Origin of the sequence: Rhodovulum sp. P5 (genome assembly GCF_002079305.1) — a bacterium.
Classification (GTDB): Bacteria; Pseudomonadota; Alphaproteobacteria; order Rhodobacterales; family Rhodobacteraceae; genus Rhodovulum.
In genome coordinates, this window is the sequence record NZ_CP015039.1 from 3,752,666 (window position 1) to 3,774,526 (window position 21,861).

The 21,861-nt window shown below is 62.5% G+C and carries 30 protein-coding genes, 1 tRNA gene and 1 other RNA gene; 22 read left to right on the plus strand and 10 right to left on the minus strand.

From position 1 onward, the window contains the following. The first annotated feature begins 155 nt into the window (after positions 1-155). Together RGUI_RS17775 and RGUI_RS17780 are read left to right on the plus strand one after the other, a co-directional pair. Complete coding sequence (locus tag RGUI_RS17775; protein WP_081535394.1) at positions 156-1,349, plus strand: AAA family ATPase; 1,194 nt, start codon at positions 156-158, stop codon at positions 1,347-1,349. Then, positions 1,339-1,770 carry a hypothetical protein gene (locus RGUI_RS17780; RefSeq protein WP_081535395.1) on the plus strand — a complete coding sequence of 144 codons (432 nt, stop codon included), beginning with the start codon at positions 1,339-1,341 and terminating at the stop codon, positions 1,768-1,770. The genes RGUI_RS17775 and RGUI_RS17780 overlap by 11 nt, the downstream gene beginning before the upstream one ends. Here RGUI_RS17780 and lepA read toward each other — a convergent pair whose 3' ends face one another. Next, positions 1,771-3,573 carry a translation elongation factor 4 gene (lepA, locus tag RGUI_RS17785; RefSeq protein ID WP_081535396.1) on the minus strand — a complete coding sequence of 601 codons (1,803 nt, stop codon included), beginning with the start codon at positions 3,571-3,573 and terminating at the stop codon, positions 1,771-1,773. It abuts the gene before it with no gap. Between the two features lie 221 nt (positions 3,574-3,794). On the opposite strand from lepA, the gene RGUI_RS21765 reads away from it, so the two are divergent. Together RGUI_RS21765 and RGUI_RS17800 are read left to right on the plus strand one after the other, a co-directional pair. Next, on the plus strand, positions 3,795-4,925 hold the full coding sequence (locus RGUI_RS21765) for a hypothetical protein (protein ID WP_172841183.1): 1,131 nt from the start codon (positions 3,795-3,797) through the stop codon (positions 4,923-4,925). 134 nt (positions 4,926-5,059) lie between these two features. Then, positions 5,060-5,311, plus strand: a complete 252-nt coding sequence (locus RGUI_RS17800) for a hypothetical protein (RefSeq protein ID WP_081535398.1) — start codon at positions 5,060-5,062, stop codon at positions 5,309-5,311. A 13-nt stretch (positions 5,312-5,324) separates the two neighbouring features. Here the strand turns inward: RGUI_RS17800 and RGUI_RS17805 are convergent, their stop codons facing one another. Next, positions 5,325-5,600: a hypothetical protein gene (locus RGUI_RS17805; protein WP_081535399.1), complete on the minus strand. Its 276-nt coding sequence runs from the start codon at positions 5,598-5,600 to the stop codon at positions 5,325-5,327. A gap of 178 nt (positions 5,601-5,778) precedes the next feature. Here RGUI_RS17805 and RGUI_RS17810 point away from each other — a divergent pair, with 178 nt between their 5' ends. From RGUI_RS17810 to RGUI_RS17820, 3 genes are all read left to right on the plus strand, one after another. Beyond that, positions 5,779-6,213, plus strand: a complete 435-nt coding sequence (locus RGUI_RS17810; RefSeq protein WP_081535400.1) for a DsrE family protein — start codon at positions 5,779-5,781, stop codon at positions 6,211-6,213. A gap of 130 nt (positions 6,214-6,343) precedes the next feature. Beyond that, complete coding sequence (locus RGUI_RS17815; protein ID WP_371586956.1) at positions 6,344-6,472, plus strand: hypothetical protein; 129 nt, start codon at positions 6,344-6,346, stop codon at positions 6,470-6,472. A gap of 52 nt (positions 6,473-6,524) precedes the next feature. Next, complete coding sequence (locus tag RGUI_RS17820) at positions 6,525-7,016, plus strand: cytochrome b (RefSeq protein WP_172841184.1); 492 nt, start codon at positions 6,525-6,527, stop codon at positions 7,014-7,016. Here RGUI_RS17820 and RGUI_RS17825 read toward each other — a convergent pair. Continuing rightward, complete coding sequence (locus tag RGUI_RS17825) at positions 7,013-7,777, minus strand: alpha/beta fold hydrolase (RefSeq protein WP_081535403.1); 765 nt, start codon at positions 7,775-7,777, stop codon at positions 7,013-7,015. The two genes, RGUI_RS17820 and RGUI_RS17825, sit on opposite strands and share 4 nt — an antisense overlap. A 96-nt stretch (positions 7,778-7,873) precedes the next feature. On the opposite strand from RGUI_RS17825, the gene RGUI_RS17830 reads away from it, so the two are divergent. Then, positions 7,874-8,260 carry a hypothetical protein gene (locus tag RGUI_RS17830; protein WP_156883022.1) on the plus strand — a complete coding sequence of 129 codons (387 nt, stop codon included), beginning with the start codon at positions 7,874-7,876 and terminating at the stop codon, positions 8,258-8,260. Between the two features lie 72 nt (positions 8,261-8,332). On the opposite strand, the gene glyA is transcribed toward RGUI_RS17830, so the two are convergent. Next, the gene (gene glyA, locus RGUI_RS17835) at positions 8,333-9,628 is read right to left on the minus strand and encodes a serine hydroxymethyltransferase (protein WP_081535405.1); all 1,296 of its coding nucleotides are present in this window, start codon (positions 9,626-9,628) and stop codon (positions 8,333-8,335) included. Positions 9,629-9,792: 164 nt separating this feature from the next. Between glyA and RGUI_RS17840 the strand changes: the two genes are divergently transcribed. The 7 genes from RGUI_RS17840 (at position 9,793) to nusB (ending at position 15,229) form a co-directional block, all read left to right on the plus strand. After that, the gene (locus RGUI_RS17840) at positions 9,793-10,560 is read left to right on the plus strand and encodes an NAD kinase (protein WP_081536161.1); all 768 of its coding nucleotides are present in this window, start codon (positions 9,793-9,795) and stop codon (positions 10,558-10,560) included. A 97-nt stretch (positions 10,561-10,657) separates the two neighbouring features. Next, positions 10,658-11,260: a riboflavin synthase gene (locus tag RGUI_RS17845; protein WP_081535406.1), complete on the plus strand. Its 603-nt coding sequence runs from the start codon at positions 10,658-10,660 to the stop codon at positions 11,258-11,260. A 113-nt stretch (positions 11,261-11,373) separates the two neighbouring features. Next, complete coding sequence (locus tag RGUI_RS17850; RefSeq protein WP_172841185.1) at positions 11,374-12,003, plus strand: VPLPA-CTERM sorting domain-containing protein; 630 nt, start codon at positions 11,374-11,376, stop codon at positions 12,001-12,003. A gap of 171 nt (positions 12,004-12,174) precedes the next feature. Further along, entirely contained in the window at positions 12,175-12,975 is an 801-nt protein-coding gene (locus RGUI_RS17855) for a spondin domain-containing protein (protein WP_172841186.1), read from the plus strand. A gap of 128 nt (positions 12,976-13,103) precedes the next feature. After that, on the plus strand, positions 13,104-14,216 hold the full coding sequence (ribB, locus tag RGUI_RS17860; protein ID WP_081535409.1) for a 3,4-dihydroxy-2-butanone-4-phosphate synthase: 1,113 nt from the start codon (positions 13,104-13,106) through the stop codon (positions 14,214-14,216). 3 nt (positions 14,217-14,219) lie between these two features. Further along, positions 14,220-14,759: a 6,7-dimethyl-8-ribityllumazine synthase gene (locus RGUI_RS17865; RefSeq protein ID WP_081535410.1), complete on the plus strand. Its 540-nt coding sequence runs from the start codon at positions 14,220-14,222 to the stop codon at positions 14,757-14,759. Continuing rightward, the gene (nusB, locus tag RGUI_RS17870) at positions 14,756-15,229 is read left to right on the plus strand and encodes a transcription antitermination factor NusB (protein ID WP_081535411.1); all 474 of its coding nucleotides are present in this window, start codon (positions 14,756-14,758) and stop codon (positions 15,227-15,229) included. Before RGUI_RS17865 ends, nusB begins: the two co-directional genes overlap by 4 nt. A gap of 8 nt (positions 15,230-15,237) precedes the next feature. On the opposite strand, the gene RGUI_RS17875 is transcribed toward nusB, so the two are convergent. After that, positions 15,238-15,939 carry a glutathione S-transferase family protein gene (locus tag RGUI_RS17875; RefSeq protein WP_172841187.1) on the minus strand — a complete coding sequence of 234 codons (702 nt, stop codon included), beginning with the start codon at positions 15,937-15,939 and terminating at the stop codon, positions 15,238-15,240. 146 nt (positions 15,940-16,085) lie between these two features. On the opposite strand from RGUI_RS17875, the gene RGUI_RS17880 reads away from it, so the two are divergent. After that, positions 16,086-16,415: a hypothetical protein gene (locus RGUI_RS17880; protein WP_081535413.1), complete on the plus strand. Its 330-nt coding sequence runs from the start codon at positions 16,086-16,088 to the stop codon at positions 16,413-16,415. Between the two features lie 212 nt (positions 16,416-16,627). Further along, the gene (locus tag RGUI_RS17885) at positions 16,628-17,191 is read left to right on the plus strand and encodes a hypothetical protein (protein WP_081535414.1); all 564 of its coding nucleotides are present in this window, start codon (positions 16,628-16,630) and stop codon (positions 17,189-17,191) included. Positions 17,192-17,216: 25 nt separating this feature from the next. On the opposite strand, the gene ssrS is transcribed toward RGUI_RS17885, so the two are convergent. Continuing rightward, a non-coding RNA gene (ssrS, locus tag RGUI_RS17890) (6S RNA) lies at positions 17,217-17,373 on the minus strand. 77 nt (positions 17,374-17,450) lie between these two features. Here ssrS and RGUI_RS17895 point away from each other — a divergent pair. Further along, the gene (locus RGUI_RS17895; protein ID WP_081535415.1) at positions 17,451-17,909 is read left to right on the plus strand and encodes an MmcB family DNA repair protein; all 459 of its coding nucleotides are present in this window, start codon (positions 17,451-17,453) and stop codon (positions 17,907-17,909) included. Here the strand turns inward: RGUI_RS17895 and RGUI_RS17900 are convergent. After that, positions 17,890-18,111, minus strand: coding sequence for a DUF6324 family protein (locus RGUI_RS17900; protein ID WP_081535416.1), 222 nt, complete (start codon positions 18,109-18,111; stop codon positions 17,890-17,892). The two genes, RGUI_RS17895 and RGUI_RS17900, sit on opposite strands and share 20 nt — an antisense overlap. Positions 18,112-18,300: 189 nt before the next feature. On the opposite strand from RGUI_RS17900, the gene RGUI_RS17905 reads away from it, so the two are divergent. Together RGUI_RS17905 and RGUI_RS17910 are read left to right on the plus strand one after the other, a co-directional pair. Further along, positions 18,301-18,377: transfer RNA gene (locus RGUI_RS17905), tRNA-His, on the plus strand. A gap of 75 nt (positions 18,378-18,452) precedes the next feature. Next, positions 18,453-19,064, plus strand: a complete 612-nt coding sequence (locus tag RGUI_RS17910) for a CDP-alcohol phosphatidyltransferase family protein (protein WP_081535417.1) — start codon at positions 18,453-18,455, stop codon at positions 19,062-19,064. Positions 19,065-19,098: 34 nt separating this feature from the next. Here RGUI_RS17910 and hisH read toward each other — a convergent pair whose 3' ends face one another. Next, the gene (gene hisH / locus RGUI_RS17915; protein WP_081535418.1) at positions 19,099-19,737 is read right to left on the minus strand and encodes an imidazole glycerol phosphate synthase subunit HisH; all 639 of its coding nucleotides are present in this window, start codon (positions 19,735-19,737) and stop codon (positions 19,099-19,101) included. Positions 19,738-19,740: 3 nt separating this feature from the next. Next, positions 19,741-20,328 carry an imidazoleglycerol-phosphate dehydratase HisB gene (gene hisB / locus RGUI_RS17920; protein WP_081535419.1) on the minus strand — a complete coding sequence of 196 codons (588 nt, stop codon included), beginning with the start codon at positions 20,326-20,328 and terminating at the stop codon, positions 19,741-19,743. A 371-nt stretch (positions 20,329-20,699) separates the two neighbouring features. Between hisB and RGUI_RS17925 the strand changes: the two genes are divergently transcribed. Together RGUI_RS17925 and RGUI_RS17930 are read left to right on the plus strand one after the other, a co-directional pair. Continuing rightward, a complete protein-coding gene (locus tag RGUI_RS17925; protein ID WP_081535420.1) occupies positions 20,700-21,059 on the plus strand; it encodes a DUF805 domain-containing protein in 360 nt (119 codons plus the stop codon). Positions 21,060-21,130: 71 nt separating this feature from the next. Further along, complete coding sequence (locus RGUI_RS17930) at positions 21,131-21,370, plus strand: Lrp/AsnC ligand binding domain-containing protein (RefSeq protein WP_081535421.1); 240 nt, start codon at positions 21,131-21,133, stop codon at positions 21,368-21,370. An 11-nt stretch (positions 21,371-21,381) separates the two neighbouring features. On the opposite strand, the gene RGUI_RS17935 is transcribed toward RGUI_RS17930, so the two are convergent. After that, complete coding sequence (locus RGUI_RS17935; RefSeq protein WP_081535422.1) at positions 21,382-21,780, minus strand: acyl-CoA thioesterase; 399 nt, start codon at positions 21,778-21,780, stop codon at positions 21,382-21,384. Positions 21,781-21,861 lie beyond the last annotated feature (81 nt).

Genomic DNA, 21,861 nt, shown 5'->3' on the forward strand with positions numbered 1-21,861 from the left:
GCGTAGCGGATGGGGAGAGGTTGGGCAAGGTTGGTTACATACGCAAATTGGCTCACTGTATTCGGAGTGCGCCTTATACGTTGATTTTCTGAGTAGAGTAGCTGTACGCTCCAAGCGAAGCTCGCAGACCTCGCAGATAAGGGTGCAACGCAAATATGACTCAAACTCTTTCGATAGAAGGTTTTTTGGGGATAAGAAAGGCGGAAGTCGAACTTAGAGGCCTGTCTTTGATTATTGGCGAGCAGGCATCGGGAAAGAGTATCGTTGCCCGCTTGTTTTACTTTTTCAATAAATATTTCTCGGATTTTGACGAGATATCTCTAATCAATAATGAGCACAAGAAGACTTATGACAAGAGAAAGAAAGATGAATTCTACCAGATTTTTCCGCCTTACTCGTGGGAGGGTGACTCTTTTCAAATTTCCTATTCAGTGGATGGTTACCAAGCGTGCATCTCTTCAGAGAAGAACTCCTCTGTTATTGATGTCTCAACATCCCCCTCCGTGGCAAAGTACTTCAGAGATCTAAAGCACAATTTTAAGCAATTTGTCGACTCATTTCCAGAAGAAGAAAGTTTGGCGAGAACTAGATTGCTTCGCGAGTTCCGTCATGTGGAGTCGCAAAGCCAACTTTTCCGCTTTCAGACCGCACTGTTTGTTCCTGCTGCTCGATCATTCTACGCAACTTTACGTGATGAAATATTTTCAATATTAGCGCTCGATACCAAAATTGATCAAATTATTCTGCAGTTCGGGGAGTTCTACGAAGGCGCAAAGGTTTTCGGCGGTCGGGTTATGCCAAGCGGTCGATATGCAACGCGCGCGCTGAGGGTTCGTGAAGAAAGAGACATATTCAAAAAAGTTGTTAAGGGAGAATATGTTCGGGAAGATGCGCGGGATTGGATTCAAATGGATCGAGGTCGGATTGAGCTAAGTAAAGCTTCTTCGGGTCAGCAGGAGGCTACGCCGCTTATTTTTGCGATTTCGCGGTTCCCGAGTCCTGGGCGTACACTTATTATCGAAGAGCCAGAAGCGCACTTGTTTCCTGATGCGCAAGTTGCAATCTTGGAGTTCATGATTCGCCAGAGTTTAGCGCGAGAAACCTCCATCCTTTTTACCACTCACTCTCCATATTTGCTTACTGCGTTGAACAACTTTATTTTGGCTTCTGAAGTCGGAGAGCAAGGTGGGATTGATGTCGAAAGTGTTAGTGCTTATGCTCTTCGTGGCGGTTATTCTCATGATATTGTTGACAGAAATGAAAACATCATCTCCGCAGATTATATCGATTCCGTATCTGATGACTTGAATGAGAAATTCTCAAATCTGTTGGATAAGTATGATAGCTGATCCAAATAACTGCTGCGAGATTCGGAATGATCCGCTGATCGTGTGTGGCGAGAAGAAGAGGGAGTTTTGCGTAAAGAACCCGGGCAAACTAGATGTCCAGGTTTGTCGGGTTGACGGTTGCATTTTGACTGGTGACGAGAAGAAATGCGATATCTCCTTGTGCGTTGCGGGAGGATTCTTTGCACTGGTCGAGTTCAAGGGAACTGATGTTGTCTACGCGCTGGAGCAACTTATTGTGACTGCTGAGCAGTTAAGTAAATTTGACCTCCCTTTGGAAAGGCGGACTTATATAGTTGGTGCGCCCGCGCCAAAGGCGAATACCCGATACCAAAAGAAGCTTAAGGCGCTTAGATCTAGGTATGCAGCAGTGGGCTTTGCTTTGCCCAAGAAGGCAAATAACCGCATGGAAATTGTAGTGTGATCAGGAGTCCATCTTCAACGCATTGATGAACGCCTGCTGCGGGATCTCTACCTTCCCGAACTGCCGCATCTTCTTCTTGCCGGCCTTCTGCTTGTCCAACAGCTTCCGCTTTCGCGTCGCGTCGCCGCCATAGCATTTCGCCGTCACGTCTTTCCGCAGCGCCGCCAGAGTCTCTCGCGCGATGACGCGGCCGCCGATGGCCGCCTGGATCGGGATCTTGAACATGTGGCGGGGGATCAGTTCCTTCAGCTTCTCGCACATGGCCCGCCCGCGCATTTCCGCCCGGTCACGATGCACCATGGTCGACAGCGCGTCCACCGGTTCGTCATTGACGAGGATCTGCATCTTGACGAGGTAATCCTGCCGGTACCCCTCCATCTGGTAATCGAAGGAGGCATAGCCCTTGGTCACCGATTTCAGACGGTCGTAGAAATCGAACACCACCTCGTTCAGCGGCAGGTTGTAGACGGCCATCGCGCGGGACCCGGCATAGGTCAGGTCCAACTGCTCCCCCCGCCGGTCCTGGCAGAGTTTCAGCACGTCGCCGAGGAATTCGTCGGGCACAAGGATCGTCGCCTTGATCCGCGGCTCCTCGATATGGTCCACATGGGTCAGGTCGGGCATGTCGGCGGGGTTGTGCAGCTCCACCATCGAGCCGTCGCGCATGTAGACATGGTAGATCACGCTGGGCGCGGTGGTGATCAGGTCGATGCCGTATTCCCGTTCCAGCCGGTCGCGCACGACCTCCAGATGCAAAAGCCCCAGGAACCCGCAGCGGAAGCCAAAGCCGAGCGCGGCGGAGGTTTCCATCTCATAAGTGAAACTCGCGTCGTTCAGGGCCAGCTTGTCGATGGCGTCGCGAAGGTCCTCGAATTCCGCCGTGTCCACGGGGAAGAGACCGCAGAACACCACCGGCTGTGAGGGTTTGAAGCCGGGCAGGGGCGTTTCGCAGCCCTGTTTCTCGGTCGTGATGGTGTCGCCGACGCGGGTGTCGCGCACCTGCTTGATCGAGGCGGTGAGGAACCCGATCTCACCCGGCCCAAGCTCCGCGATGTCCTGCATGGCGGGACGGAAGACGCCGACCTTGTCGACGGGATAGGTGCCGCCGGTTTTCATCATGCGGATGCGCTGGCCCTTTTTCAGGATGCCGTCGATGATGCGCACGATGACCACGACGCCAAGATAGGGGTCGTAATAGCTGTCCACCAGCATGGCCTTCAGCGGCTTGGTCGGGTCGCCTTCATGCGGCTGGGGCAGGCGGTGCACGATCGCCTCCAGCACGTCGGGGATGCCGAGGCCGGTCTTGGCGGAGATCTGGATCGCGTCGGTCGCGTCGATGCCGATCACGTCCTCGATCTGTTCGGAGATTCGTTCAGGCTCTGCCGCGGGCAGGTCGATCTTGTTCAGGACGGGGACGATTTCATGATCGGCCTCGATGGCGGTGTAGACGTTCGCCAGCGTCTGCGCCTCCACCCCCTGCGTCGCGTCGACGACCAGAAGCGACCCTTCCACCGCGCGCATCGACCGCGACACCTCATAGGCGAAGTCGACATGGCCGGGGGTGTCGATCAGGTTCAGCACATAGGTCTGGCCATCCTTCGCGGGATATTCGATCCGCACGGTGTTGGCCTTGATGGTGATGCCCCGCTCCCGCTCGATATCCATCGCGTCGAGAAGCTGTTCCTTCATGTCGCGCTCCGCCACCGTGCCGGTCAGCTGGATCAGCCGGTCGGCGAGCGTCGACTTGCCGTGGTCGATATGCGCCACGATGGAGAAATTGCGGATGTGTTTGAGCTCGGTCATGGGCAAGCGATATGCGGCGGTTTCGGGGGCCGGTCAATGGGGTGCGTGCGGGGGAGGGCCGTCTTGGAAATCGGCGGGGGGAGGATTTCGGGGGCTGAACGGGCAGAGGCCCGGGTGGGCGCGGCCCGGGCTGGTCGCCCGGGCCGGAGGGGTGACACCGGCGCGCTTGAACGGGGGACGTCCCGCGGCCAGAGTGGCGGGGCAGGTTTGGCGAGGGGCCGATGGTCGAGATCACGGACTATGAAAGCGCGGAGGCGTGGCTGAAGGACAAGTCGCGCGCGGTGCAGGTGGCCTTTGCCGCGCGCTGTGCGCTCCGCGCGCTGCCGGGGATTGGTTGGGCGGATGACGCGACACTGGGCGACATTGCGTTGCCTGTGATGCGGGCGATGCTGATTCCGGGGGTTGCGGGCACATGTCCAACCCCGGAAATCAGACAGGCCTCCGCCGCCGCCGCCCACTCCGCCTCCGCCGCCCACTTCTCCGCCGCCTTCTCCGCCGCTTCCGCCGCCTACGCCGCCGACTCCGCCGCCTCCGCCGCCGCCCACTCCGCCGCCGCCTCCGCCTCCGCCGCCGCCCACTCCGCCGCCGCCGCCGCCCACTCCGCCGCCGACTCCGCCGCCTTCTCCGCCCACTCCGCCGCCTTCTCCGCCGCCTCAGAAGATGCGACGTCCCTGGATCCAGCCGGGCTGCAGGCCCTGTTCGTCACGCCCTTGTGGCCCGTGGCCCCGATGCCGGAGGGGTTGAGCGAAGGGTTCGCCAAGCTCCGCGCGTTCTGGGACGCCGACCCAGATACATGGGGATTCTGGCGCGACTGGTATCAGGGGATGCTGGACGGCCAGCCGATGGACTGGGCGCTGCAGGAGAAGATTGCGCTGATCCCGAAGGAGGACTGGGAAAAGGGGGCGGCGCATGTTGCGGGGGTGATCGCGGAGATCCGAGCGCGTTTCGATCTTGAAAAGCGTATCGCGGAGTTGGAATCCGAACTCGCCTTGGCATCGCAAGATCGCCTCGGGATCGGTGGGAACCACCCGCCAGAGCCCATTGAAGAAGCCCCGGCGATTGCCAAGGAACTCGTGATCGTCTGGGGTCCAATTCAGGAGTTGAAAGAAGAACTCCAAGCCGAAGACCCGGATCCGTCGCGTATCGCGCAAATTGTTGGGCTGCTGTTATCTGCCTTGAGGAAGGGGCTGGGCTGGTGTGCCGCCAAGGCCGACCTCGCCGTCGATACCACGATCAAATGGGGTATTCCGGCCGCGGGTGGCGGCTACCTTGCTCTGAACCCGGACAAGCTGGAACAGGTGATCCACGCGGCGCAGACGTGGCAGACGGCCCTTCAGAACATTTTGAACTAGGTGCGGGGCCGGGCGCGGCCCGGGCTGGCCGCCCGCGCCCGCGCACTCCACTCGCGATTTCGTGAACCGGCTGCGACAACCGGTCCGTCCCCTGCTGCGTATTCCCTAAGCATTAACCATAGGGAGACCAGACCATGGACCGTTTGAGCCTGATCCTCACCGTGCCCGCGGGGGCCGTCATCACCGGGGGGTTGACCGTGCTGATGCTGAGCCTTGGCTTCTACAGCTGGATCGCCATCGGCAGCGCGGCCATCATCGGTATCGTCGCCGCATGGCCCGTGGCCTATCGCATCTCGCGCCGGATCAAGGAGGCCGACCCGATGTGGGATCACAGCCGCATCAGCCGGGTGGGCCCGCTGCCCAACCCGGCCGCGCCGGAAGTCTAACGAATACGGGGGGCTATTCGGCCCCCCGCGCTGCCTCTGGGTGCTCTGCCATGAAGTTATGCAGCACGGCGTAAAGCGCCTTGGCGTGGTCCACGTCGTCCTTGTGGAGCGCCGCGCGGATATCCTCGCAAATCATCTGCTGCACCTTCTGCGCCCCGTGATGGGTGTGCATCATGTAATCGGATATCAGTGTCGCGTCGGCCTCGGGCACATGTTCATGCTCGGCAATCGCGGCGATTTCCTCGCGGGTGAGGCAGCTCATGTCCTCGATATCGTCCAGCGTGATCATCGGTCTCCCCCCTTCTGATCGACGACATGATAGCATGGGCCGCTCGGCGTGCCCTTGACGCGCATCAAGGGCTTCACGTTCCCGTCAGAACCGCCGCGACTGTGCGCAAGTCACAAAGTGTATCTTCGATATATCTTATGGGTCCCCCATCAATGTTGCTCAAACAGGGGAATATCCCATGCTCAAGACCCTTCAGGCGGCCGTTGCCGCGCTTGCCATTGCCGCCACGCCCGCCATGGCCAAGGACGTGCGCAAGCTTGTCGCCGTTGTCACCGATGCCAACCCGCAGACCCAGTTGATGAGCATGGTGCTGACCCTGCAATCGGCCGCCCGCGACGTGCCGACCCATGTTCTGCTGTGCGGCCCGGCCGCCGACATCGCCCTGAAGGACGCCCCCGAAAGCGCCACCGCCGCCCAGCCGCCGAAGGGGATGAGCCCCCAGGGCGCGCTGAAGGCCGCGATGGAGAAGGGCGTGAAGGTCGAGGTCTGCGCCATCTACCTGCCGGGCAAGGGCGCCACGCCCGATGCGCTGATCGACGGCGTGACCGTGGCTCAGCCGCCGGAGATGGCCAAGCGTCTTTTGGCAAGCGGCACCCGCGTCTGGTCGTTCTGACGCGATTTGCGCCATATCAAGGACGGAATCGGGGGAACGGTGATTCCCTGCACCTTGTCTTACTCCAGATCAGAGGTGCGACATGCTTCGCCTAGCCGCAGTCCTGTTTTCCCTGATTTCGCCTACCTTGATGGGCGTGGGTATCGTTGCCGTTCTTGTCGCCGGATACGGCACCATGATTCCGATCCTCGTCGCGGCGGCGGTCGGGTTCGTCATTGCCCTTCCGGTGACATGGCAGGTGACGCGCGCCATTTACTGACCGCCGGGTCTCCGGCGGTCGCATCTAATGTATGACCATCGGAGGGCCAAGAATGTCTTCGGTTACGGGCTATTCGCGGATGCAGATCCGCCTGCACTGGGCGGTTGTCGCCCTGATCCTGATTCAATTTCTGCTGGCCGAGGGAATCGCCTCGGCCTTTCATGAGTTCGTGGAGACGGGCGAGAAGTCCTTCTCCATCTTTGTCGGTGCGCATGTTCTGATCGGTTTTGCGATCCTGATCCTGGCCTTCTGGCGGATCGTCCTGCGCATGATGCACGGTGTGCCTGATCCTGACCCGTCCCATTCCAAGGCGCAGGTCATGGTGGCGCGGGTGATGTACGGGCTGTTCTACCTGCTGATGGTGCTCTTGCCGGTGTCCGGCATGATCGCTTGGTCGCAGGGGTCCGAGATCGCGGCGGGGATCCATTTGGCGCTGCGCGGCCTGATGGTTCTCTTGATCCTGCTGCATATCGCGGCAGCGCTCGCCGGGCAGTTCATCAAGAAGGACGGCACCATGGACCGGATGATGAAGCCGGTCGACTAAGCGAGGAACGTGGCCACGGCGGCCACGAATTCCCTCGGCTTCTCGGCGTGGAGCCAATGGTCCGCGCCGGGAAGTTTCGCGAACCGCGCCTTGGGGAAATACCCCTTGATCCGGTTGCGATGCTCTGGGCGGACATAGTCGGACTCCGCACCGGATAGGAACAGGGCAGTGCCGCCGAAAACCCCGTCGATCTCCTCGGGCCAGCCGATGATGGCATCCATATCGGCCTCCAGCACATCGAGGTTCAGGCACCAGCTTGAGGGCGTCGTTTTCAGGTCAAGCGATTGCAGCAGAAACGCGCGGACGGCGGGCGTATCTATGAACTCTGCAAGGGCCCTATCGGCTGCACTGCGCGATGCGATTTTCGGCAGGTCGAGCGCCCGCATCGCCGCGATCAGATGCGCCTGGGTATGGGAATAGCCCACGGGCGCGATATCGGCGACGACAAGCCTCTTCACCTTTTCCGGATGGGTCAGCGCCAGAACCATCGCCGCCTTGCCGCCCATGGAATGGCCCAGAACGTCCAGTTGGCCGCCATGGGCGTCAATGACTTCTGCCAGGTCGGCGGCCAGATCGGCGTAGGTGTGGGTTTCGGTCCAGGGACTGGCGCCGTGGTTGCGCATGTCGACGGTGATGACCTGACGCTCTTCGGACAGCCGCTTGGCCACGACACCCCAGTTCCGGGCAGAGCCGAACAGGCCATGAGCGATCAGAAGTGGCGTTTGCCCCGTGTCGGCGCCGTGAATCGTTTCTGCAAGCATGGCCCCTGCATAGCGGCCCCCGGCCTTTCGGGCCAGACACGTTGCGACCGGCTTTGTCGAACCGTAACCTTTGGTCCCTAGGGTGAGGGCGTGACGATGAGGGGACCTTTTCGCGTGCAATATCGTGGTCTTGATGATCTTGCCGGTGCCATCGAGGCACGGATCGAGCGGAGCTTCGGTCTTAGCGGCCCGTTGGATCGGCAGGTGCCCCGACTGCGACGCAAACTGCCCGCCCATCTGCGGCGGGAGGCGATGCTGATCGTCGAGGCGCGGGAGACGTTGCAGCATCCGAAACTGTCGCGTCAGATCGACATCGCACGGATGCGTCTGGCCCATGACCGGCTGTCCGCACATCTCAGACGCGCCGCACCCGCCGGTCGACGGTTGGGCTGGTTCCGCGGTTGGATTACTTCGGTCTCGGTGAACCTGCTGGCGCTGAGTGCGGTCGCACTGGACGTGCTGGCTTGGGGCGGGCATGTCTGACGCGGCCCGCCCGGCCGGGTAATCGGTAAGGGCGCCGCGGGGCGGATTGGCCTCCGCCCGCGGCCGCGGAAGTCAGAGCCCGGGATAGACCGGGAACTTGGCGCAGAGCGCCGCGACTTCGGCCTTCACCTTGGCTTCCACGTCGGCGTTGCCTTCTTCGCCATTGGCCGCCAGCCCGTCGACCACTTCGGTGATCCATTTGCCGATCTGCGTGAACTCGGCCTCTCCGAAGCCGCGGGTGGTCCCGGCGGGGCTGCCCAAACGGATGCCGCTGGTGATCGTGGGTTTTTCGGTGTCGAACGGGATGCCGTTCTTGTTGCAGGTGATGTGGGCGCGGCCGAGCGCCTTTTCGGTGGCGTTGCCTTTCACACCCTTGGGCCGCAGGTCGACCAGCAGGACGTGGCTGTCGGTGCCGCCGGTGACGAGGCTGAGGCCACCGTCTACCAATGCCGCCCCCATCGCCTTGGCGTTCTTGATCACCTGTTCCTGATAGGTCTTGAAGTCGGGGCGCAGCGCCTCGCCAAAGGCGACGGCCTTGCCGGCGATCACATGCATCAGCGGACCGCCCTGAATGCCGGGGAAGATGGCGGAGTTGAACTTCTTCGCCAGCGCCTCGTCATTTGTCAGGATCATCCCGCCACGGGGCCCTCGCAGCGTCTTGTGCGTCGTGGTCGTTGCCACATGGGCGTGCGGGAAGGGCGAGGGGTAGAGGCCCGCAGCGACCAGCCCCGCGAAATGGGCCATGTCGACCATCAGATAGGCGCCCACCATGTCGGCGATCTCGCGGAAGCGCTTGAAGTCGATGATGCGCGGAATGGCCGAACCGCCCGCGATGATCATCTTGGGCTGATGCTCCTTTGCCAGAGCCTCGATCTGGTCATAGTCGATTTCAAGATCGCTTTCGCGCACGCCATATTGCACCGCATTGAACCACTTGCCCGACTGGTTCGGCTTGGCGCCATGGGTCAGGTGTCCGCCCGCATCAAGGCTCATGCCCAGGATCGTGTCGCCCGGTTGCAGAAGGGCCGTGAACACGCCCTGGTTCGCTTGTGACCCCGAATTCGGCTGGACGTTGGCGAAGCCGCAATCGAACAGCTTGCACGCACGCTCAATGGCCAGGTTCTCGGCGATGTCGACGAACTGGCAGCCGCCGTAATAGCGTTTGCCCGGATAGCCTTCGGCGTATTTGTTCGTCATCACCGAACCCTGCGCCTCCATCACGGCGCGGCTGACGATGTTTTCCGAGGCGATCAATTCGATCTCGTCACGCTGGCGGCCGAGTTCCAGCCCTATGGCCTTCGCGATCTCGGGGTCGCGGGAAGCCAGCGCTTCGTTGAAAAAGCCGTTGTCCTGATGGGATGCGGTCATCGTGGCGTCTCCTGATGGCGGCCATTTGCGGGATGGCGGGGTCTTAACGGAAGCGCGTGCTGGGAAAAAGCCCCGATTGCGTGCGGATCGGGCCCCTCGCGGCCCTTGTGTTTCCGATCGGCGCGCGCGATGACTTGGGCGGAAACGCGCGAAGGACGACCCCCATGCCGAGAGCCGCGAAGATCGCCTTTCTGGCCAGCGATACCGCGCGGGCCGAGGGCGCACTTGACGTGCTGACGGCGCGCTATGGGCAGGTGCCGCCGGAAGAAGCCGATGTGATCCTGGCGCTGGGCGGCGACGGCTTCATGTTGCAGACGCTGCACGCGACGCAGGAGATGGCCGCGCCGGTTTACGGCATGAATCGCGGCACCGTCGGGTTCCTGATGAACGAGTATCACCAGGACGACCTGATCGACCGGCTGGAAAGCGCGGAGGAGGCGATCATCAATCCGCTGCGCCTGCGCGCGGTGCGTCCCGATGGCAGTGTGGTCGAGGCATTGGCGATCAATGAGGTCAGCCTGCTGCGCGCGGGGCCGCAGGCGGCCAAGCTGCGGATCCGCGTCGATGGCAAGGTGCGGCTGGAAGAACTGGTGTGCGACGGGGCGCTGGTGGCGACGCCCGCGGGATCGACGGCCTACAACTACTCGGCGCACGGGCCAATCCTGCCGATTGGGTCCGACGTGCTGGCGCTGACGGCCGTGGCGCCGTTCCGCCCGCGCCGGTGGCGGGGGGCGTTGTTGCCCAAGACGGCAAAGGTCCGCATCGAGGTGCTGGAACAGGACAAGCGCCCTGTCATGGCCGAGGGCGACAGCCGTGGGGCGGGGCGGGTGTCCTCGGTCGAGATCGTGTCGGAGCCCGCCATTCGGCACCGCATTCTGTTCGATCCCGGCCACGGGTTGGAAGAACGCCTGATCCGTGAGCAGTTCCTGTAAGTCGAAGGGTCTTGCGACGCTGTCGCATGGCCGCCCGCTTGCCCTTGACCGTCTGCCCCGCTAGGGGAGGCCGAAACAGGCTGGAAGGAGGGCGCCCATGTTCACCGGCATCATCACCGATATCGGCACCGTTCGTGCGTTGGAGCAGAAAGGCGACCTGACCGCCCGGATTGGCTGTGGCTATGATGTGGACAGCATCGAGATCGGCTGTTCCATCGCCTGCGATGGTGTTTGCCTGACGGTGGTCGACCGCGGGGCGGAAGACCAAGGCGCATGGTTTCAGGTCTCGATCTCGGGAGAGACGGTCTCGAAAACCAATCTAGGCGGCTGGGTCGAGGGGAGCCGGATCAACCTTGAACGCGCACTGAAGGTCGGCGACGAGCTGGGTGGCCACATCGTTTCGGGCCATGTGGACGGACTGGCCGAGGTCGTGGGCATGGCGGATGAGGGCGATAGCACGCGCATCACCTTCCGCGCGCCCGACGCGTTGAAGAAGTTCATCGCACCGAAGGGCTCGGTCGCGCTGAACGGCACCTCCCTGACGGTGAACGAGGTCGAGGGGGCCGACTTCGGTGTGAACTTCATCCCCCATACGAAAGAGGCGACGACCTGGGGGCTGGTGAAGGTCGGCGACCGGATCAACCTGGAGATCGACACACTGGCCCGCTATGTCGCGCGCCTGAACGAGGTCGACGGGTAACGCGCGCGTTAACTTTGATGGTGCGAGACGGGTCCTTTTGCGTTAAGATTTGTGCAAATCTTGTGGCCAATCCATGGCTCGAATTGGGTAATTACATTTCTGGAGTAACGAGAATGACCAAGACCAACCTGCTTGCTACGACGGGCCTTGTTCTTGCGGTGTCCGCCGCGACGGCGCAGGCGGCCACGACCATCTTCTTCGAGGACTTTGCCGAGGAACTGGCCTCTATCGCGCCCGCCAACACCGCCGGCAATTTCACCGGCCTCGACAGCTTCACCATCGTGAACGGCAGCGTCGACCTGTTCGGCAACGGCGGCTATAGCCTGTCCTGTCAGTCGGCCGGGTGTCTGGATCTCGACGGGTCGACGTCGGATGCAGCGCGTCTTGAGAGCACGGCGCTCAGTTTCGTCGCCGGTGTCACCTACACTTTGGAATTCACGGTTAGTGGGAACCAGCGCGGCAGGGCAAACGACACGCTTGAATATGGCCTTACCGGTCTGCTCAACGGTCCGCTGACCCTTACCGGAAACGATTCCTTCCAAACCATCACACGCACCTTTACGATGCTCGCGGATGCGACGGCGTCGATCTATTTTGATCACGCGGGCGGCGACAATTATGGCATCATCCTCGACAGCGTGACGGTTACGGCAGATACCCCCGCGGTGCCGCTGCCGGCCTCGCTTCCGCTTCTGGGGGCCGGTCTGGCCGGTCTGGTTGCCATGCGCCGCCGCAAGGGCTGATCCCGACTTCCCAACCATGACGTCCGGCCCGTGCGCTCTTGCCGGCCGGACGTTCCCGTTCACGGACCTCTCCGATCCTGTTGATCCGAAGTGACCCCCGCTGGGGAAGCGCCGCCCGTAGGCTGGATGTGCCGGGACGGATCCGGCGTCACTCCAGAACGGGAGGTTACAATGTCAGAAATTCTGGTGCGTGTGGGCAGGGGCGTGCTGCCCGCCATGCTGGGCAGTCTTGCCCTGTCGGGCGCGGTCTTTGCGGGGCCCATTACAGTGTCCATCACCAATGAACAGGCGGCGGATGGGCTCTATGTCACGCCGTTGTTCACCGTCTTCCACGATGGCACCTACGATGCCTTCGATCCCGGCACCCCGGCCAGTCTCGGGGTGGAGAATATCGCAGAGGCGGGCGACCCGGCCCACGAGGCCGCGACAAACGCGGCGGGCTATCGTTCGGGTGTAATCACCTCTCCCGGCGGGTTTGCCGGGGCACCCGTGATCGACCCGGGCGAAACGGCGAGCCTGACTTTCGACCTCGATCCGATGACCGACCGGTATCTCAGCTTCCTTGCCATGGTGATTCCGTCGAACGACCTGTTCATCGGGAATGCCGCGCCGACGGCCTATGAGGTCTTCGATATGGCCGGGAACTTCACCGGCCTCGGGCCGATCATGATCTACACCTCGGATGTCTGGGATGCCGGCACCGAGGAAAACGACAATCTCGGCGCGGCCTTCAACATTGCGGGCGGCGACAGCACCGACACGATGAACGATATCTCGATTGCGGGCGATCTGGGCTTTTTGAATGGCCAGATGACCCCGGCCGGGACGACCATTGCACTGCCGGATGGCGGCAGCCTGCTGGCCACGATCACGCTTCGGGACAGTGCGGCACCGGTGCCATTGCCGGCGGCGGCGCCGCTTCTTCTGCTGGGCCTTGCGGGGCTGGGACTGTCGCGGCGCAAGCGTGGCTGACCGGAACGACGGGCGGGCGCCTCCCTCTGAGTTGGGGGCGCCCATCCCATCCGTGCCCTTTCCCCCTCTGGCACTGGCGCGCCTTATGGTCTATCTGCCTCGCCACGGCTGAAGCGCAAAGGCAGACCATGGACTCCGAAACGCCCCTGCAGGAAAACTGGCACGACGCGATCTCCTCTATCGAGGAAATCATAGAGGACGCCCGCAACGGGCGGATGTTCATCCTCGTCGACCATGAGGACCGCGAGAATGAGGGCGATCTGGTGATCCCCGCGCAGATGGCCACGCCCGAGGCGATCAACTTCATGGCGACCCATGGGCGCGGGCTGATCTGTCTGTCGCTGACCGGGGAACGGGTGGATGCGTTGGGCCTGCATCTGATGGCGTCGCAGAATTCCTCGCGCCACGAAACCGCCTTCACCATTTCTATCGAGGCACGCGAAGGCGTGACGACTGGAATTTCCGCCCATGACCGCGCCCGCACCGTGGCTGTTGCGATCGATGCCGGCAAGGGACCGAAGGACATCGCGACACCGGGTCATATTTTCCCGCTGCGCGCCCGCGATGGCGGCGTTCTGGTGCGTGCCGGCCATACCGAGGCAGCCGTGGATGTGGCGCGTCTGGCCGGGTTGAACCCGTCAGGCGTGATCTGCGAGATCATGAACGAGGACGGCACGATGGCCCGGCTGCCGGATCTGGTGGCCTTTTCCCAAAGGCACGGGCTGAAGATCGGCACGATTTCCGACCTGATCGGCTATCGCCGACGCCATGACAATCTGGTCAACGAGTCGGCGGTGAAACCGGTGACCTCGGCCTTTGGCGGCGACTGGATGATGCGCGTCTACACCGATGAGACCCAAGGCGCCGAACATGTCGTCCTGACCAAGGGCGATATCACAACGGCCGAGCCCGTGCTGGTGCGGATGCATGCGCTTGACGTGTTGCAGGACGTTCTTGGCCTGGGCCCGCATCCGGCGGGTGAGCTTGCCGCCGCCATGGAAATCATCGCGGCTGAGGGGCGGGGGGTCGTGGTGCTGTTGCGCGATACGACGATGAAGCTTGGCGGTGTCGACGCGTCGCCCCAGACCCTGCGGCAATACGGGCTGGGGGCGCAGATCTTGGCTGCGCTGGGCCTGCACAAGCTGGAACTTCTGACCAATTCGCCCCTGCCCAAGGTTGTCGGGCTGGAGGCATACGGGCTCTCCATCGAGGGTACGCGCAAGATCGAAAGGAAAGGCTGAGCCATGGCCGATCAGGACCCGCATCACATTCTGCCGCTGCCCCGGTTCGACAAGCCGGTCAAACTGCTGATCGCCGTGGCACCGTTTTATCGCGACATCGCCGACATGCTGATTGCTGGCGCGCGGGCCAAGCTGGACGAAGCCGGGGCCACCCATGAATTGATCGAGGTGCCGGGGGCGCTGGAACTGCCGACGGCAATCGGGTTGGCGCACCGGATGTCGAATTTTGACGGCTACGTGGCACTTGGCTGCGTGATCCGGGGTGAGACGACGCATTACGAAACGGTCTGCAACGATTCCTCTCGCGGTCTGATGCTTCTGGGCCTGCAGGGGGCGATGATCGGCAATGGCATCCTGACCGTGGAAAACCACGAACAGGGCGTCGCCCGCGCCGACCCTGCCGACATGGACAAGGGCGGCGGTGCTGCGGCCGCGGCCCTGCACCTGATCGCGCTGGGTCGTCGCTGGGGCGGTGAGACGAAGGGCGTGGGCTTCCGTCCCTCGGGCGGGTTCCAGATCGCCGAGGGGACCGACCGCGCATGAGCACTGACCGGAAACCCGACAAGCGCCAGATGCGGTCGGCGGCGCGGCTTTACGCCGTGCAGGCGCTGTTCCAGATGGAGCACTCCAGCCAGTCGGTCGATACCGTGCGGCAGGAGTTCGAGGACTGGCGGTTCGGTGTCGGCTATCAAGAGGGCGAGGATCTGGCAGAGGGCGATGTGGGCCTGTTCCGCCAGACGCTTGAGGGCGCCGTGAACTGGCAGGCAAAGATCGACCAGATGACCGACCGCGCACTTGTGGCGAAATGGCCCATCGACCGGATCGACCCGACCCTTCGCGCGCTGTTCCGCGCGGCGGGCGCCGAACTGGTGCAAGGCACCGCGCCGCCCAAGGTGGTGATCACCGAATATGTCGACGTGGCCAAGGCGTTCTTCCCCGAGGGGCGGGAACCCAAATTCGTCAACGCCGTGCTGGACCACATGGCGCGCGAGGCGAAGCCGGAGACGTTCTGAGTCGGCGCTCAGGGCAACAGCTTCGCCGCGATCCCGTCTCTGACAGCTTGGTGATAGGTGACAAGGGCAGTGTGCCCCTTGGCCGCCTGGGCAAGCGGTGTTTCGAGTTCTGCTGGCAACAGGTTTTCCAGAAGGCCGAAGACCACCGTGTCGATGCCCGATGGCCTGTCACCGAAGACGTAGGGCCCGTTGCCCACGAGGACGGCAAGCGCATTCAGAGACTTTTCCCCCATCGCGTAGATGTCCTCGCGCGAATGCCGGCCCATGCCTTGGCCGTTTAGCGCCTGCGCCACCTGTCGGCGGACCATGGCAAAGACCGGACGGCGGAGGGGAAGCGGCAGCGGTGCAAAGAACGCCTGCCGTGTCGCTGCCGGGTTGTCGATCCAGCGGGAATAGACGAGCGCCCAGTAGATATGGTCCTCCACCATATGCCGGATGGCTTCGGCCTCGGCCCGGTGGCGCGGGCTCAGATGGGCGTCGGGGTCAAAGCCGTGGTTCTGGGCCAGATGCGCCTCGATCGCCTGCGAGTCGGGAATCATCTGGCCGTCATCCTCCAGCACGGGCAGTTTCGACTTGGGCGCCTTGCGCGGATCGCCGGCAATTCGCCGGTAGGGCAGGCCGCTCATTTCCAGAAGCAGCAGCGATTTCACGGAAAACGGGCTGGGGCTGATCGTGCCCATGGCGGGGGGAAACACATGCAGGCCCAACATGGCCGGTAAGACTCCCTTAACCTTGTCACGTCCAAAATGGCACCAAATCGAGACCAAAACCAGATCGCCGCCGGCCGCCATGGCAGATTTTTCTTGGATTCGGCGCACGAATGCATACCTAATGAGGCAACAGACGGAGACGCAGCATGCCCAAACTCGTGAGCCTCTATATCCGCCAGTGCCTGATCGGATTTGCCCTTTCGGGGGTGTTCGTGGGGGCGCTGTTGTATCTTGACGTGGCGAACCTGTGGCATCTGGTCACCCATGTCTCCGGCGGCTGGCTGGCGGGCCTCTTGCTGTTCGTGTTCAACGGCATCGTGTTTTCCGGCGTCCAGTTCGGTATCGCGGTCATGTCCATGGCCGATGACCGGGATGACGATTCCGGCCGGCGCCGCCCGGAGCGTGTCGGCCCCTTCGCCGAAGCGCTGGTGCCTGTTCCTGTACCTGTTGAGAGTGAGCGCCGCTTTCGGCACTGAATCGAACCCCTTTCGGGATGCACCAACTGGCGGCCTGTTGGCCGCCTTTTCTTTGGTGGGGTACCGGCGGATGACCTTTTGCCTGTCGCTTTGACCGGGATCCCGGAACAGCGAAACGGGTGCGCGGCGTCGTGATGCGGACAGCCCGACTCGTCTCTGACGAAAAGGACGCCTATGTTGGGACCGAACAGGTTGCGACGGGTGAATGAGCGATGCGCATTCTGATCGGTGTCTGGTTGCTGCAGATCATGACGGTCGGGCCGCTCTGGCTGGTGCTGACCGGGCAGGACCCAGCCCTTGTGGGGCTTGGCGTGGCGATGGTGCTGGGGGCGGGTCTTCTGGCCGCGCTATGGTTCAGTACGCTTTTGCGCGACCAGAAACGGCTGAGCGAGGCACGGCATTCCGAACGTCTGGCCAATGCCAAGGCACGGTTTCAGGCAACGCTGGCCAAGCATAAATCCGACGATGCGGCCAAGCTGTCCGACCTCACGAAAAAGATGGGGCGCACCCGCACGCGGCTGCTGAAGCTGGGGCTGGTCACCGGTGGGGCGCTGGGCCTTGGGGCCGCGCTGTTCTTTGCACAGGTGTTTACCGCGGGGCTTCTGGTGGCGGCCTTTGCGGGCGGCAGTGCGGCGGGCTATGGCGTGCGCAGCTATCTGTCACGGGACAGGGACGGGTATACCGGGCCAGAGGTTATCACGATGGAGTCCGATAATGGCCCCGCTCGGCGCATCGGGGGCAGGCGCCAGAAATTCCTGAAACGCCCCGGCACCTGACGGACAGACCGGCAATTTGGGATGGGGCGGGACCACCACAACCGTTGAGGCAACTCATTCCCGAGGACCTGTATATACAGGTGGGCGCCAGGTAACCGGGCCAGGACCCGGACAGAGCCAGCTCCCTCGGATTTGCTTAAGGCCACCGGAATTTGACCTCGTCACGAGAAGGGCAGAACCCGCCTGATCACAGACATAGGGCGGTGGTCGGGGTCGCGCAAGGCTTGTCAGATGTTCCCGAATTGTTCAAACTGTCCCCATGCCTGACGACAGCGCCTTGACCCTGCTTCCCGGCCAGCTTCTGGCCCGTGGCGTCTGTCGTCACCTGCGCGATCTGGGCTTTGCCTGTGTGGAAGAACTGGTGCCGACCCCGGGGCTTCGGGTGGACGTGATGGCCCTTGGGCCAAAGGGCGAGATTTGGGTGGTGGAATGCAAGTCGAGCCGCGCGGATTTCACGTCAGACCGCAAATGGCAGGGCTATCTTGACTGGTGCGACCGGTTCTTCTGGGCGGTCGATTCAGGCTTCCCGGCCGAAATTCTGCCCGACGACACAGGGCTGATCTTCGCCGATGCCTATGGCGCCGAACTGGTGCGCGAGGGGCCAGAGGCGCGTCTTGCGGCCGCCCGGCGCAAGGCGGTGATCCAGAAATTCGCCGTCCACGCGGCCTTGCGTTTGCAGGCGTTGCGCGATCCGGGGGTCAGCCCCGCGGCGTTTTAGGCGGTTTGGCGCCCTTGTCCGCGACGGCCCGCGCCCGGGCCGCGGCCGCCCGGATCTCTTCCGCGATCTCCTCGGCCTCTTCGGGCGAGAAATCCATTGGAAGCTCCACGCCGTCGCTTTCGACATAAAAGCGCACCATGCCAAGGCTCGTCGGCCCGATCTGGAGATTGGCGGCGAATTCGCTTTGCTTGTCGATGCTCATGGCGCGGCACCTTCCGGTTGTTGTGGCGATTTCGCCTAGCGCGTTGCCGGGCTGCTGGCAAGAGCAGGGGGCAGGTCAGGGTGATATTGTCCTCGGGAACAAGGCGCAGGGGACGCCCGGCCAACAGTCTTTTCTGTGGCAAACGGGGCTTGCATATGCGGCGCAGGAACGGTAAATCGCCCGAACAGTGCCGCCTTAGCTCAGTTGGTTAGAGCGCTGGATTGTGGATCCAGAGGTCCCCCGTTCAAGCCGGGGAGGCGGTACCATTCCCTCAGTTTCTGGCGAGTTGTCTTGCGCGGCGGGACGTTTCGTTGGACATCTTCCGATGAAGGGAGATGCCGATGCTGGACGGTGCGATGCGCAGGCTGATTGACCCGCCCCTCAACCGTTTGGGGCAGGGGCTGGCGCGGAAGGGCGTGACGGCGGATGCGGTGACGCTGACGGGCCTTGTGTTGGGGTTGAGTGCGGCGGGGGTGATCGCGCTGGGGGCGCCGGGACTGGCCCTCTTGCCTTTGCTGGCCAGTCGGGTTGCCGATGGTCTGGACGGTGCCGTGGCGCGGGCCACGCGGAAAACCGATTTCGGCGGATACCTCGATATCGTCTGCGATTTCCTGTTCTACGGCGCGGTGCCGCTGGGATTCGTGGTGCTGGATCCCACCGCCAACGGCGCGGCAGGGGCGTTCCTTCTGACGAGTTTCTATTTCAACGGCGCGACTTTTCTGGGCTTTGCCATCCTCGCCGAGCGTCGGAAGATGGAGACAGCAGCGCGCGGGGTGAAATCGCTCTACTTCACCGGCGGCCTGCTGGAAGGGACGGAGACCATTGCCTTCTTCGTCGCGCTTTGCCTGTTCCCGGGGTGGTTCGCGCCGTTGGCGTGGGGCTTCGGGAGCTTGTGCTTTGTCACCGCGGTTTCACGGGTGCTGCTGGCGCGGAAGGTGTTTCCGGCGGGGTGAGCTTCTCCAGGCCGATTGGCGCAGTGCTTGCCCCTCAGGGCCTCCACCCCAGAAAGTTCGCAATCAGCCGCAGCCCTGTCGCCTGGCTTTTCTCCGGGTGGAATTGGGTGCCGATCATGGTGCCGCGGCCGACGATGGCGGTGACCGGGCCGCCATAGTCGCAATGGGCCAGAAGATGCGCCGGGTCCGCCACGCGGAAGTGGTAGGAGTGGACGAAATAGGCGTGATCGCCCGTCGCGATGCCCTCCAGCACCGGGTGGGCGGCATCCACCACCAGATCGTTCCAGCCCATATGCGGGACCTTCATCGCCGGATCCGAAGGTTCGATCCGGACGACCTCTCCCCCGATCCAGTCGAAGCCGGAGGTTTCTTCGTATTCCAGCCCGCGGGTCGCCATCATCTGCATGCCGATGCAGATGCCGATGAACGGGCGGCCGCCGGCTACGACGGCCTCTTCGATCGCCTCGAACACCCCGCGATGATCAAACAGCGCCCGGCGGCAGGCAGGAAAGGCACCGTCACCGGGCAGGACGATCCGGTCGGCGCGGCGGATTTTGTCGGGGTCCGAGGTGACGGTGACTTCCCCCGCGCCGGTTTCACGCGCGACACGCTCAAACGCCTTCTGGGCCGAGTGCAGGTTGCCGGATTCATAATCGACGATAGCCGTCAGCATCGGTTATAGCGCCCCCTTGGTAGACGGGATCGCATCGGCCTTGCGCGGGTCGGTTTCAACCGCTTCCCGCAGGGCGCGGGCGACGGATTTGAAGGCGGCCTCGGCAATGTGGTGGCTGTTGAGCCCGTGCAGCGCATCCACGTGCAACGTGATCCCGCCATGGGTGGACAGCGCCTGAAAGAACTCCCGCACCAGTTCGGTATCGAACCTGCCAATCTTCTGGGTCGGGAAGTCCACGTTCCAGATCAGGTAGGGACGGCCGGAAAGATCCAGCGCCGCGCGCACCAGCGCATCGTCCATCGGCAGCAGGCAGGACCCGTAGCGGCGGATGCCCCGCTTGTCGCCCAGCGCCTGTGTCAGGGCCTGGCCCAGCGCTATCCCTGTATCCTCCACGCTGTGGTGGTCGTCGATATGGGTGTCGCCGGTACAACGGATGGTCATGTCGATCAGCGAGTGGCGGGCAAGCTGGTCCAGCATGTGATCGAAGAAGCCCACGCCCGTGGCCATGTCATAGACGCCCGTTCCGTCGAGATTGACCTCGACCGCGATGTCCGTCTCCGCTGTCTTGCGCGTGATCTTCGCCGTCCGCATGGGGCCTCCACCGTGTTTGCCGGGCGCTTATAGGCTGCGCGGAAGGCTTATCCAAGGCTCTCCTTTCGCGTTCCTTCTGCCGCTGTGGGGGGCATCATCCGGGCGCAGCGCGTGCGACTTATTTCTTTCGCGGTTCGCCGGTACCCTGCATAGTTGAACCATGGGTGGGTGATACACATGACCTTGTTCTTTGCGTCATCTCGTTGGCGGGGGCCCTGTCGGGCTCTGTCACCCCAGACTACGAAACCGACGTCGTGTCTTGATCGTAAGGCGCAGGAGATCGGGCGGAACGTCGATACTACCGGGCTGGACGCGCTTCAGTAAGGCGCGGTGCGGGTCGAGAGACTGCTACTATTCGAAGGAGAGATTTGATGCTGGATGCCGTGAAAACCGTGCTTTCGAAGTACGCCACCTTTTCAGGCCGTGCACCGCGCGGCGAATATTGGTGGTGGGTGCTGTTTGTCTTCATCGTGCTGTTCATCACCGGGATGATCGATGCCGTCATCTTCGCGCCCATGACGGGGGGCGGGCCGGATGCTGGGCAGCCTTTGTCGTTCCTCGTGTCTCTGGGGCTGCTGCTGCCGAACCTCGCTGTGGGTGTCCGGCGCCTGCATGACATCGACAAGTCGGGCTGGTGGTTGCTGATCGGGCTGATCCCGATCCTCGGTGCGCTGGTGCTGATCTACTTCTTCGTTCAGAAGGGCACCGAAGGTGGCAACCGCTTTGGCTGAGGGCGTATTCGGCTTGATGGCGGGCGGCACTCTGCTACCGTCGCCCGGCATCACGCCGAAGGAGAAGCGCCATGACCACCTGCGTTTTCGTGCAATTGCAGTGCCGCCCGGGCAAGACCTACGAGGTGGCCGAGGAAATCGTGCTGCGCGAGATCCATTCAGAGTTGTACTCGACCAGCGGTGAGTTCGACCTGCTGCTAAAGCTCTACATCCCCAAGGATCAGGATGTCGGCAAGTTCGTGAACGAAAAGCTGCTGGATATTCCCGGCATCGAACGCTCTTTGACCACGCTGACCTTCAACGCGTTCTGAGGTCGGGCTTCTCAGACGGCGATATCTTCGCGGGGGACAGGGCGCGACCGGCCGTCTTCGTCGATGGCCACGAAGGTAAAGACCGCTTGCGTCACCTGTTCGCACCATTCCTGGCAGCGGGGGCGGTGCCATGCACGCACCTCGATCTTCATCGAACTGGTGCCAAGCTTGACGAGCTTGGCGTAAAGCGAGACCTCATCGCCGACCTTGACGGGTTTGAGGAACTGCATGCTGTCCACGGCGATGGTTGCCGCGCGTCCGCGTGAGACGCGCGCCGCCACGTTGCCGGCGGCAAGGTCCATCTGCGACATCAGCCATCCCCCGAAAATGTCGCCTGCGGGGTTGGTGTCGGCGGGCATGGCGATGGTGCGGATCACCGGTTCGCCGCCTTCGGGGGTCAGATCGCTCATGCGTGGGTTTCCCTGTCTGCACGGTTCGGGGGGCCTATACCCGGTTGATGCGGTGCCGCCAAGACGATGATGGCCCGTGGC